This is a genomic window from Bacillus sp. FSL R5-0416, assembly GCF_037975425.1.
Taxonomy (GTDB): Bacteria; Bacillota; Bacilli; order Bacillales; family Bacillaceae; genus Bacillus; species Bacillus subtilis.
In genome coordinates, this window is sequence record NZ_CP150252.1 from 683,136 (window position 1) to 695,749 (window position 12,614).

Sequence of the window (12,614 nt, forward strand, 5' to 3'; positions counted from 1 at the left end):
AGCCGTATGAAGTCATGCATACGGTTTTTATCATTGTTGCCAATTTAGTCAATAGACGAATAAACCAATTTTTTTAATAAGTAATGTTCGTTGTTTATATTGTCAATTCAAAATGAACTTGGTACAATAGACACAGAAATCAAATAAGATGAATTCGTATAATCGCGGGAATATGGCTCGCAAGTCTCTACCAAGCTACCGTAAATGGCTTGACTACGTAAACATTTCTTTCGTTTGATATAAATAAAACACGTTTATTTATTCGAACTGAAATCCGTCTGTAGTCAAGCGTCCCAAAATGTATTGGGGCGTTTTTTATTTGGCGTTTTCAGGACAGAATAAATAGCAAAGAGTGAAGGGAGTCAAATAGCTTGAAAACGTTTTTTCAGTTTGATGAGCTGGGCACCAGCTATCGCAATGAAATCATTGGCGGATTAACGACTTTTTTATCTATGGCATATATTCTGTTCGTCAATCCGATTACGCTTGCTTTGGAGAGCGTGAAAGATTTTCCGGAGGCGCTGAGAATTGACCAGGGTGCGGTCTTTACGGCGACAGCGCTGGCGTCTGCAGCAGGCTGTATCTTAATGGGATTAATAGCGAGATATCCGATTGCCATCGCGCCGGGTATGGGGCTGAACGCGTTTTTTGCGTTTTCTGTTGTCCTTGGTATGGGTATTTCATGGCAGGCAGCTTTGTCTGGTGTTTTTATTTCAGGTCTTATTTTCGTTGCTCTTTCTTTAACAGGTTTTCGTGAAAAAATCATCAACGCCATTCCGCCTGAGCTGAAATTGGCAGTCGGCGCGGGGATCGGCCTGTTTATTACATTTGTTGGATTACAAGGTTCAGGAATCATTACAGCGAATCCTTCTACGCTCGTCACGATCGGAAACATTCACAGCGGTCCTGTGCTGTTAACGATTTTCGGTGTGATTGTCACGGTTATTTTAATGGTGCTTCGCGTGAACGCAGGCGTGTTTATCGGGATGCTGTTAACAGCGGTTGCCGGCATGATTTTCGGTTTGGTTCCGGTTCCGACTCAAATTGTCGGCAGTGTGCCAAGCCTTGCGCCGACTTTCGGACAAGCGTGGATTCACCTCCCGGATATTTTCTCCGTACAAATGCTGATCGTTATTTTAACATTCTTGTTTGTCGGATTTTTTGATACAGCTGGTACACTTGTTGCTGTGGCAACACAAGCTGGTTTAATGAAGGAAAACAAATTGCCGCGTGCGGGCCGTGCGCTTTTAGCTGATTCATCTTCTATTGTGATCGGTGCCGTGCTTGGTACGTCTACAACAACTTCTTACGTGGAATCAAGCTCAGGTGTCGCTGCGGGTGCCCGTTCAGGATTTGCCGCAATTGTAACAGGGATTCTCTTTTTACTGGCTACGTTTTTCTCTCCGCTCCTATCAGTCGTTACGTCAAATGTAACAGCGCCGGCGCTTATTATTGTTGGTGCATTGATGGTGGCGCCGCTTGGCAAAATCGCTTGGGATAAGTTCGAAGTGGCCGTTCCTGCTTTCCTTACCATGATCATGATGCCGTTAACGTACAGCATCGCGACTGGTATTGCCATCGGATTTATTTTCTATCCGATTACAATGGTGTGCAAAGGAAAAGCCAAAGAGGTTCATCCAATCATGTACGGGCTGTTTATCGTATTTATCCTGTACTTTATCTTCTTAAAATAAGGAATGAAAAACCAGCTGCACAGGCAGCTGGTTTTTTTGTTGCAAAAGATAAAACCATTTCATACGATATACCGTCATGTAGATGTGCCGCCATGCTTTACTTAAATGGAAATGACTTGACTGTTCAGGAAGGCTTCGGTACCTTATATAAGTGTTTTATTTTCTTGCTGAATGGTATTCCGCCGTATTTTTTTGATAGGAGTTGCTGACATGACGGAAGAAAGAAAAGAAACGTTTGAAGAAGAAATTAACCAGAGTGAAAGAATAGATGCAGATGAAGAACCGCTATCGAGAATGTCCAGAAAGGCGAGCCGGCAAAGCAAGCAGAAGCAAAAACAAAAGCAGAAACCGCGCCAGGAACGCGGTGAATCAACTGTTAAAGACAAGCTTGCGTCTGTTTGGGCAGCCATCAACAGATATTGCGGATTTGCGTTCTCGATTTTAAAATCTCCGGCGAAAACTGTCGTAACGGATGGTTTTTCTCATTATAAGTACGGTCTGATTTCAATGCTTATATTCAGTATCATTTTTTCAATTGGGAATTGGTTTCAGTTAAAGGCAAGCTGGAATCGGCCGCTCGGTTTCGGAGAACGCCATCATGCTTTCTATGACGGGTTTTTAGTTGTTCTTGTGTATTTGCTGATCTTTTTCGCGGTAATGGTCTTTGCTATATGGGCTGTCTCCCGCTATATGATGAAGCAGAAGGTGACGTTCAGAGAAGCAGCTGCCGTATTGGGTTCATTGCTTGTACCGATAATTGCTGTTTCAATCCTTTGGCTGATCTTTGCGATCGTAAATATCCCAATGCTGACAGTACTGTTTACGGTGCTGATCTTGTTTTCCATCTTTTTTATCATCGCGCTGTATGTACAGCGTGTGTACCAGGCGGCACAAGATGCACCAATTGATTATATCTATTGTGTATTTGCAGTGGTTGCGATAGCGCTGCTGTTTACGGCAGTGACTTGGCCTTTTATTTCGGAATATTTTACGGCGTCGCTGATTCCGCTTTAATGAAAAAACCGGCTAATCCTAGCCGGTTTTTTTATGTCACACTTTTTACAAATATATCTAAAAAACATAGTTGATTTGTAGGATTAACCCGTGTATGATGGGGAAAATGCTGAAAACGTCCAGCGAAAAACCTTTATGTTTAAGGAGGATGATGGACATGGCTGATGTGCTTCGCCGAGCAATTAATCAAAAGAAACAATTTTTAAAAACCAAATTACTGCTCTCGGAATTTTATCAAGGAAGAGGGGAACAGCTTGCTGACTACACGCTGAGTGAGCTTGAGAAAGAATACAAGTCCCTTCAGAAAATGAAAAAAGAGATCTGACAATAGATATAAAGAGGTGAGTCTGCTGAAAAGCGGGCTTTTTTGTTTTGATTTTGAAAAGGCGAGAAAGAGGGTAAACTACTACTGTTCAACTCATAAAAGCATGTCGAAATATTTTGCTTAAACTTACGGGCGAAGCTGATTGTAAACGGCTCATTTCTCTAGTAGAATATGAATGCTTTGTGCAAGCTGAAGAGTAGGGGGATGAATAAAATGATGCAAACCATCTTATCAAATGGGATAGCCATGGTTCTCATAATTCTCATTATTAATATTGTCTATGTGTCATTTTTTACGATAAGAATGATTTTAACGCTGAAAGGACAGCGTTATTTAGCGGCCGGCATCAGTACGATTGAAATACTGGTTTATGTGACAGGGCTGAGTCTGGTGCTCGATAACTTAGACCAGATTCAAAATGTGATCGCGTATGCGCTCGGTTACGGTCTAGGCGTAATTGTCGGCATGAAAATAGAAGAAAAATTGGCGCTTGGCTATATTATGGTCAATGTGATTACGAAGGAGCTCGATCTTGATCTTCCGAAGCAGCTCCGTGAAAAAGGCTACGGCGTGACAAATTGGGTGGCAGGCGGGCTTGAAGGCGACCGCACAGCCCTTCAGATCCTGACGCCGAGAAAATATGAACTCCAGCTATATGATACGATTAAAACACTTGATTCAAAAGCCTTTATTATTGCGTACGAACCAAAAACAATCCACGGCGGCTTCTGGGTCAAAGCGGTAAAGAAGAGGAGAATTAAAGAATAATGGCAAAGCCGAAGAAGAAAAAGTTTGAAGTGACAGAGCAGCAAACGATTGATGCGGTGCTTCAGCAAATGAAAGAAGAAGGATATCTGCCTGTAAGGCGAATGGAAGAGCCTATTTTTATGGAAAAAAAGGAAAATGGGTCAATTCAGATCGTTCCGTGCGGGAAAAAAATCGTATTTGAAGGGAAATTGATCTAAAACACGAACATTAGTAGAATGAATTTTTGTATCGTTCGATAATATCGTTGACATTATCCATGTCCGTTGTTAAGATAAACATGAAATCAAAACACGACCTCATATAATCTTGGGAATATGGCCCATAAGTTTCTACCCGGCAACCGTAAATTGCCGGACTATGCAGGAAAGTGATCGATAAAACTGACATGGATATATCGCAGAAGCGAACGACTGACGATACATGTACCATGCCCGGTTTGTATTGCTTCCTCATAAGTGCAATGCAGAGCGGGTATTTTTTATTTTCTGAAAACAAAAGCATTAGAAGGTGGGGAACAGAATGCAGCCGCTAGTAGGAATCATCATGGGAAGCACTTCCGATTGGGAGACAATGAAACACGCATGCGACATACTTGACGAACTCAATGTTCCGTACGAAAAAAAGGTCGTTTCCGCTCACCGGACGCCTGATTTCATGTTTGAATATGCTGAAACTGCTAGAGAAAGAGGCATCAAGGTGATTATTGCCGGTGCCGGAGGAGCGGCGCATCTGCCAGGGATGACGGCTGCGAAAACAACACTGCCAGTCATTGGAGTTCCGGTTCAGTCCAAGGCGCTGAACGGAATGGATTCACTTCTTTCCATCGTCCAAATGCCTGGAGGCGTGCCTGTTGCGACAACATCCATCGGCAAAGCGGGTGCTGTGAACGCAGGCCTGTTAGCGGCGCAAATTTTGTCAGCATTTGACGAAGACCTTGCCCGTAAGCTGGATGAGAGAAGAGAAAATACAAAACAGACAGTGTTAGAAAGCAGTGATCAGCTTGTCTAAACAAATCATCTATCCGGGAGCTGTAATCGGCATTATCGGCGGCGGCCAGCTTGGGAAAATGATGGCTGTGTCCGCCAAACAAATGGGGTATAAAGTCGCGGTCGTTGATCCGGTGAAAGATTCGCCGTGCGGGCAGGTTGCGGATGTCGAAATTACCGCTCATTATAATGACCGTAAAGCGATTCGAAAATTGGCAGAAATCAGCGATATCATCACATATGAGTTTGAAAACATCGACTATGATGCGCTGCATTGGCTGAAAGATCATGCGTATCTCCCGCAAGGAAGTGAGCTGCTGCTCATTACCCAAAACCGTGAAACAGAGAAAAAAGCAATTCAATCCGCGGGCTGTGAAGTCGCACCGTACAGCATCGTCAAAACAAAGAATGAATTGAAACAGGCGGTACAAGAGCTCGGGTTACCCGCAGTTCTGAAGACATGCCGCGGCGGGTACGACGGCAAAGGCCAATTTGTGATAAAAGAAGAGGCGCAAATGGAGCAGGCAGCCGCTCTGTTAGAACACGGAACTTGCATTCTTGAAAGCTGGGTTTCTTTTAAAATGGAACTGTCGGTGATCGTCGTCAGATCGGTAAACGGTGAAATTTCAACGTTTCCGACAGCTGAAAACATTCACCACAACAATATTCTTTTCCAAAGCATCGTGCCCGCACGGGTAGAGAAAGGGATTCAGCAGAAGGCTGCTGATCTCGCAGTTAAGCTTGCAGATGAGCTTAACCTTGTCGGACCGCTTGCTGTTGAGATGTTCCTGACAGAGGACGGAGAGCTTTTGGTCAATGAACTGGCGCCAAGACCGCACAATTCTGGGCATTATACGCTGGACCTTTGCGAGTCGAGCCAGTTTGAGCAGCATATCAGAGCGGTATGCGGGCTTCCGCTTGGGAAGACAGATTTGCTGAAGCCGGGCATGATGGTGAATCTTCTCGGCGATGAAGTAAAGCTTGTTGAGGAAGACCCGGAGCTTTTAAAAGAGGCAAAGCTATATATATACGGAAAACATGAAATCAAAAAAGGCCGCAAAATGGGGCATATTACATTTATGAAGCAGCCTGAAGACGAATGGATTCAGGAGATCACAAATAAATGGATGAATAGAGATGGAGGACAAGCAGAATGATCGAACGTTATTCAAGACCTGAAATGTCCGCGATTTGGACGGATGAAAACAGATTTCAAGCATGGCTGGAGGTAGAGATTCTTGCCTGTGAAGCGTGGGCGGAGCTTGGCGTCATTCCGAAAGAAGATGTAAAGGTTATGCGTGAGAACGCGTCATTTGACATCAACCGCATTTTAGAAATCGAACAGGACACGCGCCATGACGTTGTCGCTTTTACACGCGCCGTTTCCGAATCACTGGGCGAAGAAAGAAAATGGGTGCACTACGGATTAACGTCAACTGACGTTGTTGATACGGCACTTTCCTACTTATTAAAACAGGCAAACGATATTCTGCTCAAGGATCTTGAGAGATTTGTTGACATTATAAAAGAAAAAGCGAAAGAACATAAATACACAGTCATGATGGGGCGCACGCACGGCGTACACGCTGAGCCTACAACTTTCGGCTTAAAACTTGCGCTTTGGCATGAAGAAATGAAACGTAATCTTGAGCGTTTTAAACAAGCGAAAGCAGGCATTGAGGTTGGAAAGATTTCCGGCGCTGTCGGCACATATGCGAACATTGATCCATTTGTTGAACAATATGTCTGTGAGAAGCTCGGATTGAAAGCAGCACCGATTTCAACTCAAACCCTTCAGCGTGACCGCCATGCTGACTATATGGCAACACTTGCTTTGATCGCGACAAGCATCGAGAAATTTGCTGTGGAAATCCGCGGACTGCAAAAGAGTGAAACACGTGAAGTTGAAGAATTTTTCGCGAAAGGGCAAAAGGGTTCATCTGCAATGCCGCATAAACGAAATCCGATTGGCTCTGAAAACATGACAGGCATGGCGCGCGTGATCCGCGGCTACATGATGACAGCTTACGAAAATGTTCCATTATGGCATGAGCGCGATATTTCTCACTCTTCAGCAGAACGCATTATTCTTCCGGATGCGACAATTGCGCTGAACTACATGCTGAACCGCTTCTCCAACATCGTGAAGAACTTAACGGTCTTCCCGGAAAACATGAAACGCAACATGGACCGCACTCTCGGCCTTATCTATTCTCAGCGCGTGCTGCTTGCTTTGATTGACACAGGCCTGACTCGTGAAGAAGCCTATGATACAGTGCAGCCGAAGGCAATGGAAGCGTGGGAAAAACAAGTGCCGTTCCGCGAGCTTGTGGAAGCGGAAGAGAAAATCACGTCACGTCTTTCTCCGGAAAAAATTGCTGACTGCTTTGATTACAATTACCATCTGAAAAATGTTGATCTGATCTTTGAACGTTTAGGTTTAGCATAGAAGAAGCTTTTAGCGGCTTCTTCTAAGCCGCCGCAGTTTGAAAATTCCCAACATTCGGGTTAGGAGGCCTTCCGTGAATATTGTGAAGAATGAACTTTTATACGAAGGAAAAGCAAAAAAGATCTACAAAACCGATGACGAAAACACGCTGTATGTCGTGTATAAAGACTCCGCCACTGCCTTTAACGGCGAGAAAAAAGCAGAAATCAGCGGGAAAGGGCGCTTAAATAACGAGATTTCAAGCTTGATTTTCAAACATCTTCATACAAAGGGCATTAACAATCACTTTATCGAGCGCATTTCTGAAACAGAACAGCTCATTAAAAAGGTAACGATCGTGCCGCTTGAAGTCGTGGTCAGAAATGTTGTGGCAGGAAGCATGTCCAAACGTCTCGGCATTCCAGAAGGCACGGAGCTTGAGCAGCCGATTATCGAGTTTTACTACAAGGATGACGCGCTGGGTGATCCGCTCATCACAGAAGATCATATTTGGCTTTTGAAGGCGGCGACTCCTGAGCAGGTAGAAACCATTAAGTCCATTACAAAAACAGTAAATGAAGAGCTTCAAAGCATCTTCGACGATTGTCATGTCAGATTAATAGATTTCAAGCTTGAATTCGGTTTAGATGCAGAAGGGCAAGTGCTTTTGGCGGATGAAATTTCTCCTGACACATGCCGCTTGTGGGATAAAGACACGAACGAAAAGCTGGATAAAGATTTATTCAGACGCAATCTGGGAAGCTTAACCGACGCATACGAAGAGATTTTCAAAAGACTGGGAGGCATTCATCATGTATAAAGTAAAAGTTTATGTCAGCTTAAAAGAAAGTGTACTAGATCCACAAGGGAGCGCTGTCCAGCATGCCTTGCACAGTATGACTTATAACGAAGTTCAAGATGTGCGCATCGGGAAATACCTGGAGCTTACCATTGAAAAATCTGACCGTGATCTTGACGTGCTAGTGAAAGAAATGTGCGAAAAACTTCTTGCGAACACAGTGATTGAAGATTACAGATACGAGGTTGAGGAGGTAGTCGCACAGTGAAATTTGCGGTGATTGTGTTACCCGGCTCCAACTGTGATATCGATATGTATCATGCTGTAAAGGATGAGCTCGGCCATGAAGTGGAATACGTCTGGCATGAGGAAACAAGCCTTGACGGATTCGACGGCGTGTTAATTCCGGGAGGGTTTTCTTACGGCGATTACTTGAGATGCGGCGCTATCGCCCGATTTGCGAATATTATGCCAGCTGTCAAACAAGCAGCGGCTGAAGGAAAACCTGTTCTTGGCGTCTGTAACGGATTCCAGATTTTACAGGAGCTTGGGCTGCTGCCAGGCGCAATGAGACGCAACAAAGATCTGAAGTTCATTTGCCGTCCGGTTGAATTGATTGTTCAGAACGACGAAACCTTATTCACTGCTTCCTACGAAAAGGGAGAATCGATTACAATCCCGGTTGCCCATGGTGAAGGGAATTTCTACTGTGATGACGAGACGCTTGCTACATTAAAGGAAAACAATCAAATTGCTTTCACATACGGCTCTAATATTAATGGAAGTGTCAGCGACATTGCCGGTGTCGTGAATGAGAAAGGCAATGTATTAGGCATGATGCCTCACCCTGAGCGCGCGGTCGATGAACTGCTTGGAAGCGCCGACGGTCTTAAATTGTTCCAGTCTATCGTGAAAAATTGGAGGGAAACTCATGTCACTACTGCTTGAACCAAGTAAAGAACAAATAAAAGAAGAGAAACTGTATCAGCAAATGGGTGTCAGTGATGATGAGTTTGCATTGATAGAATCCATTCTTGGAAGATTGCCGAACTACACAGAAATCGGAATTTTTTCTGTCATGTGGTCTGAGCATTGCAGCTATAAAAACTCAAAGCCGATTCTGCGTAAATTCCCGACAAGCGGTGAGCGTGTGCTGCAGGGGCCGGGGGAAGGCGCCGGAATCGTTGATATCGGTGATAACCAAGCGGTTGTGTTCAAAATTGAATCCCATAACCACCCATCAGCTCTCGAGCCTTACCAAGGCGCTGCGACTGGCGTAGGCGGAATTATCCGTGATGTATTCTCAATGGGTGCACGCCCAATCGCTGTATTGAACTCTCTTCGATTTGGTGAACTGACTTCACCACGCGTGAAGTACTTGTTTGAAGAAGTAGTAGCGGGTATCGCCGGATACGGCAACTGTATCGGTATCCCGACAGTCGGCGGAGAGGTGCAGTTTGACAGCAGCTATGAAGGAAATCCGCTCGTCAACGCCATGTGCGTCGGTTTAATCAACCATGAAGACATCAAAAAAGGCCAGGCGAAGGGTGTCGGCAACACAGTAATGTACGTAGGAGCGAAAACAGGGCGTGACGGCATCCACGGCGCTACGTTTGCTTCTGAAGAAATGTCAGACTCGTCTGAAGAAAAGCGTTCTGCTGTCCAAGTCGGCGATCCGTTTATGGAGAAGCTTTTGCTTGAAGCATGTCTGGAAGTCATCCAATGCGACGCCTTAGTCGGCATTCAGGATATGGGAGCTGCCGGTTTAACAAGCTCAAGTGCAGAAATGGCAAGTAAAGCCGGTTCTGGCATTGAAATGAATCTTGACCTGATTCCTCAGCGCGAAACAGGCATGACCGCGTATGAAATGATGCTTTCTGAATCACAAGAACGGATGCTTTTGGTTATTGAGCGAGGACGTGAGCAGGAAATTATCGATATTTTTGACAAGTACGATCTTGAAGCGGTTTCTGTCGGACATGTGACAGATGATAAAATGCTTCGCCTGACACACAAAGGAGAGGTTGTATGCGAGCTGCCTGTTGATGCCTTGGCAGAAGAAGCACCGGTTTACCATAAGCCTTCTCAAGAGCCTGCTTACTATCGCGAGTTTTTGGAAACGGACGTTCCGGCTCCGCAAATTGAAGATGCGAATGAAACGCTGAAGGCCCTTCTTCAGCAGCCGACGATTGCGAGTAAAGAGTGGGTTTATGATCAGTATGACTACATGGTGCGCACGAATACAGTTGTCGCTCCTGGGTCTGATGCTGGTGTTCTCAGAATCCGCGGAACGAAAAAGGCGCTGGCGATGACGACAGACTGTAACGCGCGTTATCTCTATCTTGATCCTGAAGTCGGAGGGAAAATTGCTGTCGCTGAAGCAGCGCGCAACATCATTTGCTCAGGCGCAGAACCGCTTGCGGTCACAGATAACCTTAACTTCGGAAACCCGGAGAAGCCGGAAATCTTCTGGCAGATCGAAAAAGCGGCAGACGGCATAAGCGAAGCATGCAATGTTCTCAGCACACCGGTTATCGGCGGTAACGTATCGCTTTATAACGAATCAAACGGCACGGCGATCTATCCGACACCAGTTATCGGCATGGTTGGCTTAATTGAAGATACAGCACACATTACAACACAGCATTTCAAACAAGCGGGAGATCTCGTATATGTGATAGGCGAAACAAAACCAGAGTTTGCCGGAAGCGAGCTGCAAAAAATGACAGAAGGCCGTATTTACGGCAAAGCGCCGCAAATCGATCTTGATGTAGAGCTGTCTCGTCAAAAAGCACTGCTTGACGCGATTAAAAAAGGCTTCGTTCAATCTGCGCATGATGTGTCTGAAGGCGGCTTAGGCGTAGCGATTGCGGAAAGTGTCATGACGACGGAAAACCTTGGCGCTATTGTGACTGTAGAAGGGGAAGCGGCATTATTATTCTCTGAATCTCAATCCCGCTTCGTTGTTTCAGTGAAAAAAGAACATCAAGAAGCGTTTGAAGCAACTGTCAAAGATGCGGTTCATATTGGTGAGGTAACAGCTGACGGAATTCTGGCGATTCAAAACCAAGACGGACAACAAATTATTCATGCGCAAACGAAAGAGCTTGAACGCGTATGGAAAGGAGCTATCCCATGCTTGCTGAAATCAAAGGCTTAAATGAAGAATGCGGCGTTTTTGGGATTTGGGGACATGAAGAAGCCCCGCAAATCACGTATTACGGTCTCCACAGCCTTCAGCACCGAGGACAGGAGGGTGCGGGCATCGTAGCGACTGACGGTGAAAAGCTGACGGCTCACAAAGGCCAAGGTCTGATCACTGAAGTATTTCAAAACGGCGAACTCAGCAAAGTAAAGGGAAAAGGCGCTATCGGGCACGTTCGGTACGCAACGGCTGGAGGCGGCGGATACGAAAATGTTCAGCCGCTCCTCTTCCGTTCCCAAAACAACGGCAGCCTGGCGCTTGCTCATAACGGAAACCTTGTCAACGCCACTCAGCTGAAGCAGCAGCTCGAAAATCAAGGGAGCATTTTTCAAACCTCTTCGGATACAGAGGTTTTGGCTCACCTGATCAAAAGAAGCGGACATTTCACGCTGAAGGACCAAATTAAAAACTCGCTTTCTATGCTGAAAGGCGCCTACGCGTTCCTGATCATGACCGAAACAGAAATGATTGTCGCACTTGATCCAAACGGGCTGAGACCGCTATCCATCGGCATGATGGGCGACGCTTATGTGGTCGCATCAGAAACATGCGCATTTGACGTCGTCGGCGCAACGTACCTTCGCGAGGTAGAGCCGGGGGAAATGCTGATCATTAATGATGAAGGCATGAAATCAGAGCGTTTTTCCATGAATATCAACCGTTCCATTTGCAGCATGGAGTACATTTATTTCTCCAGACCAGACAGCAATATTGACGGTATTAATGTGCACAGTGCCCGTAAAAACCTTGGGAAAATGCTGGCTCAGGAATCCGCAGTTGAAGCTGACGTCGTAACCGGGGTTCCGGATTCCAGTATTTCAGCGGCGATCGGCTATGCAGAGGCAACAGGCATTCCGTATGAGCTTGGCTTAATCAAAAACCGTTATGTTGGCAGAACGTTTATTCAGCCGTCCCAGGCTCTGCGTGAGCAAGGCGTCAGAATGAAGCTGTCTGCGGTGCGCGGGGTTGTAGAAGGCAAACGCGTCGTGATGGTGGATGACTCTATCGTACGCGGAACAACTAGCCGCCGGATTGTCACGATGCTTAGAGAAGCGGGTGCGACAGAGGTGCATGTGAAAATCAGTTCACCGCCGATCGCTCATCCGTGCTTTTACGGCATTGATACTTCCACACATGAAGAATTAATCGCGTCTTCGCATTCTGTTGAAGAAATCCGTCAGGAAATCGGAGCCGATACCCTCTCATTTTTGAGTGTGGAAGGGCTGCTGAAAGGCATCGGCAGAAAATACGATGACTCGAATTGCGGACAGTGTCTCGCTTGCTTTACAGGAAAATATCCGACTGAAATTTACCAGGATACAGTGCTTCCTCACGTAAAAGAAGCAGTATTAACCAAATAAAACTTGAAAAATGACATAAAGGCAGCGCAGTTCG

13 protein-coding genes and 2 riboswitches are annotated in these 12,614 nt (G+C 45.6%); all 13 genes read left to right on the forward strand.

Annotated elements, in window-relative coordinates; all coding sequences use genetic code 11:
• Window positions 1-134: 134 nt before the first annotated feature.
• Window positions 135-236, forward strand: a riboswitch (purine riboswitch).
• 135 nt (window positions 237-371) lie between these two features.
• The 13 genes from pbuG (at window position 372) to purF (ending at window position 12,580) form a co-directional block, all read left to right on the forward strand.
• On the forward strand, window positions 372-1,694 hold the full coding sequence (pbuG, locus tag NYE20_RS03585; RefSeq protein ID WP_041851234.1) for a hypoxanthine/guanine permease PbuG: 1,323 nt from the start codon (window positions 372-374) through the stop codon (window positions 1,692-1,694).
• 210 nt (window positions 1,695-1,904) lie between these two features.
• Window positions 1,905-2,708, forward strand: a complete 804-nt coding sequence (locus tag NYE20_RS03590) for a hypothetical protein (protein WP_014476025.1) — start codon at window positions 1,905-1,907, stop codon at window positions 2,706-2,708.
• 157 nt (window positions 2,709-2,865) lie between these two features.
• A complete protein-coding gene (locus NYE20_RS03595; RefSeq protein WP_003244066.1) occupies window positions 2,866-3,033 on the forward strand; it encodes a Fur-regulated basic protein FbpA in 168 nt (55 codons plus the stop codon).
• 213 nt (window positions 3,034-3,246) lie between these two features.
• Window positions 3,247-3,801 carry a DUF5698 domain-containing protein gene (locus NYE20_RS03600; RefSeq protein WP_015482896.1) on the forward strand — a complete coding sequence of 185 codons (555 nt, stop codon included), beginning with the start codon at window positions 3,247-3,249 and terminating at the stop codon, window positions 3,799-3,801.
• A complete protein-coding gene (locus NYE20_RS03605) occupies window positions 3,801-3,998 on the forward strand; it encodes an NETI motif-containing protein (RefSeq protein ID WP_003219403.1) in 198 nt (65 codons plus the stop codon). The genes NYE20_RS03600 and NYE20_RS03605 overlap by 1 nt, the downstream gene beginning before the upstream one ends.
• A gap of 79 nt (window positions 3,999-4,077) precedes the next feature.
• A riboswitch (purine riboswitch) is annotated at window positions 4,078-4,179 on the forward strand.
• 141 nt (window positions 4,180-4,320) lie between these two features.
• A complete protein-coding gene (gene purE / locus NYE20_RS03610; protein WP_003244134.1) occupies window positions 4,321-4,809 on the forward strand; it encodes a 5-(carboxyamino)imidazole ribonucleotide mutase in 489 nt (162 codons plus the stop codon).
• On the forward strand, window positions 4,802-5,944 hold the full coding sequence (gene purK / locus NYE20_RS03615; RefSeq protein WP_072175445.1) for a 5-(carboxyamino)imidazole ribonucleotide synthase: 1,143 nt from the start codon (window positions 4,802-4,804) through the stop codon (window positions 5,942-5,944). Before purE ends, purK begins: the two co-directional genes overlap by 8 nt.
• Window positions 5,941-7,236: an adenylosuccinate lyase gene (gene purB, locus NYE20_RS03620; protein WP_014476028.1), complete on the forward strand. Its 1,296-nt coding sequence runs from the start codon at window positions 5,941-5,943 to the stop codon at window positions 7,234-7,236. The genes purK and purB overlap by 4 nt, the downstream gene beginning before the upstream one ends.
• A 73-nt stretch (window positions 7,237-7,309) precedes the next feature.
• A complete protein-coding gene (purC, locus tag NYE20_RS03625) occupies window positions 7,310-8,035 on the forward strand; it encodes a phosphoribosylaminoimidazolesuccinocarboxamide synthase (protein ID WP_021481304.1) in 726 nt (241 codons plus the stop codon).
• Window positions 8,028-8,282, forward strand: coding sequence for a phosphoribosylformylglycinamidine synthase subunit PurS (purS, locus tag NYE20_RS03630; protein WP_161621397.1), 255 nt, complete (start codon window positions 8,028-8,030; stop codon window positions 8,280-8,282). The genes purC and purS overlap by 8 nt, the downstream gene beginning before the upstream one ends.
• Complete coding sequence (gene purQ, locus NYE20_RS03635; RefSeq protein WP_003243954.1) at window positions 8,279-8,962, forward strand: phosphoribosylformylglycinamidine synthase subunit PurQ; 684 nt, start codon at window positions 8,279-8,281, stop codon at window positions 8,960-8,962. Before purS ends, purQ begins: the two co-directional genes overlap by 4 nt.
• Window positions 8,946-11,174, forward strand: coding sequence for a phosphoribosylformylglycinamidine synthase subunit PurL (purL, locus tag NYE20_RS03640; protein WP_161621398.1), 2,229 nt, complete (start codon window positions 8,946-8,948; stop codon window positions 11,172-11,174). The genes purQ and purL overlap by 17 nt, the downstream gene beginning before the upstream one ends.
• Window positions 11,150-12,580, forward strand: coding sequence for an amidophosphoribosyltransferase (gene purF, locus NYE20_RS03645; RefSeq protein ID WP_003233947.1), 1,431 nt, complete (start codon window positions 11,150-11,152; stop codon window positions 12,578-12,580). Before purL ends, purF begins: the two co-directional genes overlap by 25 nt.
• Window positions 12,581-12,614 lie beyond the last annotated feature (34 nt).

Excerpts from the sequence above, each read along its gene's own strand:
- NYE20_RS03590 (WP_014476025.1), top strand. The coding sequence starts at position 1,905 with ATGACGGAAGAAAGAAAAGAAACGTTTGAAGAAGAAATTAACCAGAGT.
- NYE20_RS03595 (WP_003244066.1), top strand. The coding sequence starts at position 2,866 with ATGGCTGATGTGCTTCGCCGAGCAATTAATCAAAAGAAACAATTTTTA.
- NYE20_RS03600 (WP_015482896.1), top strand. The coding sequence starts at position 3,247 with ATGATGCAAACCATCTTATCAAATGGGATAGCCATGGTTCTCATAATT.
- NYE20_RS03605 (WP_003219403.1), top strand. The coding sequence starts at position 3,801 with ATGGCAAAGCCGAAGAAGAAAAAGTTTGAAGTGACAGAGCAGCAAACG.
- purE (WP_003244134.1), top strand. The coding sequence starts at position 4,321 with ATGCAGCCGCTAGTAGGAATCATCATGGGAAGCACTTCCGATTGGGAG.
- purB (WP_014476028.1), top strand. The coding sequence starts at position 5,941 with ATGATCGAACGTTATTCAAGACCTGAAATGTCCGCGATTTGGACGGAT.
- purS (WP_161621397.1), top strand. The coding sequence starts at position 8,028 with ATGTATAAAGTAAAAGTTTATGTCAGCTTAAAAGAAAGTGTACTAGAT.
- purL (WP_161621398.1), top strand. The coding sequence starts at position 8,946 with ATGTCACTACTGCTTGAACCAAGTAAAGAACAAATAAAAGAAGAGAAA.
- purF (WP_003233947.1), top strand. The coding sequence starts at position 11,150 with ATGCTTGCTGAAATCAAAGGCTTAAATGAAGAATGCGGCGTTTTTGGG.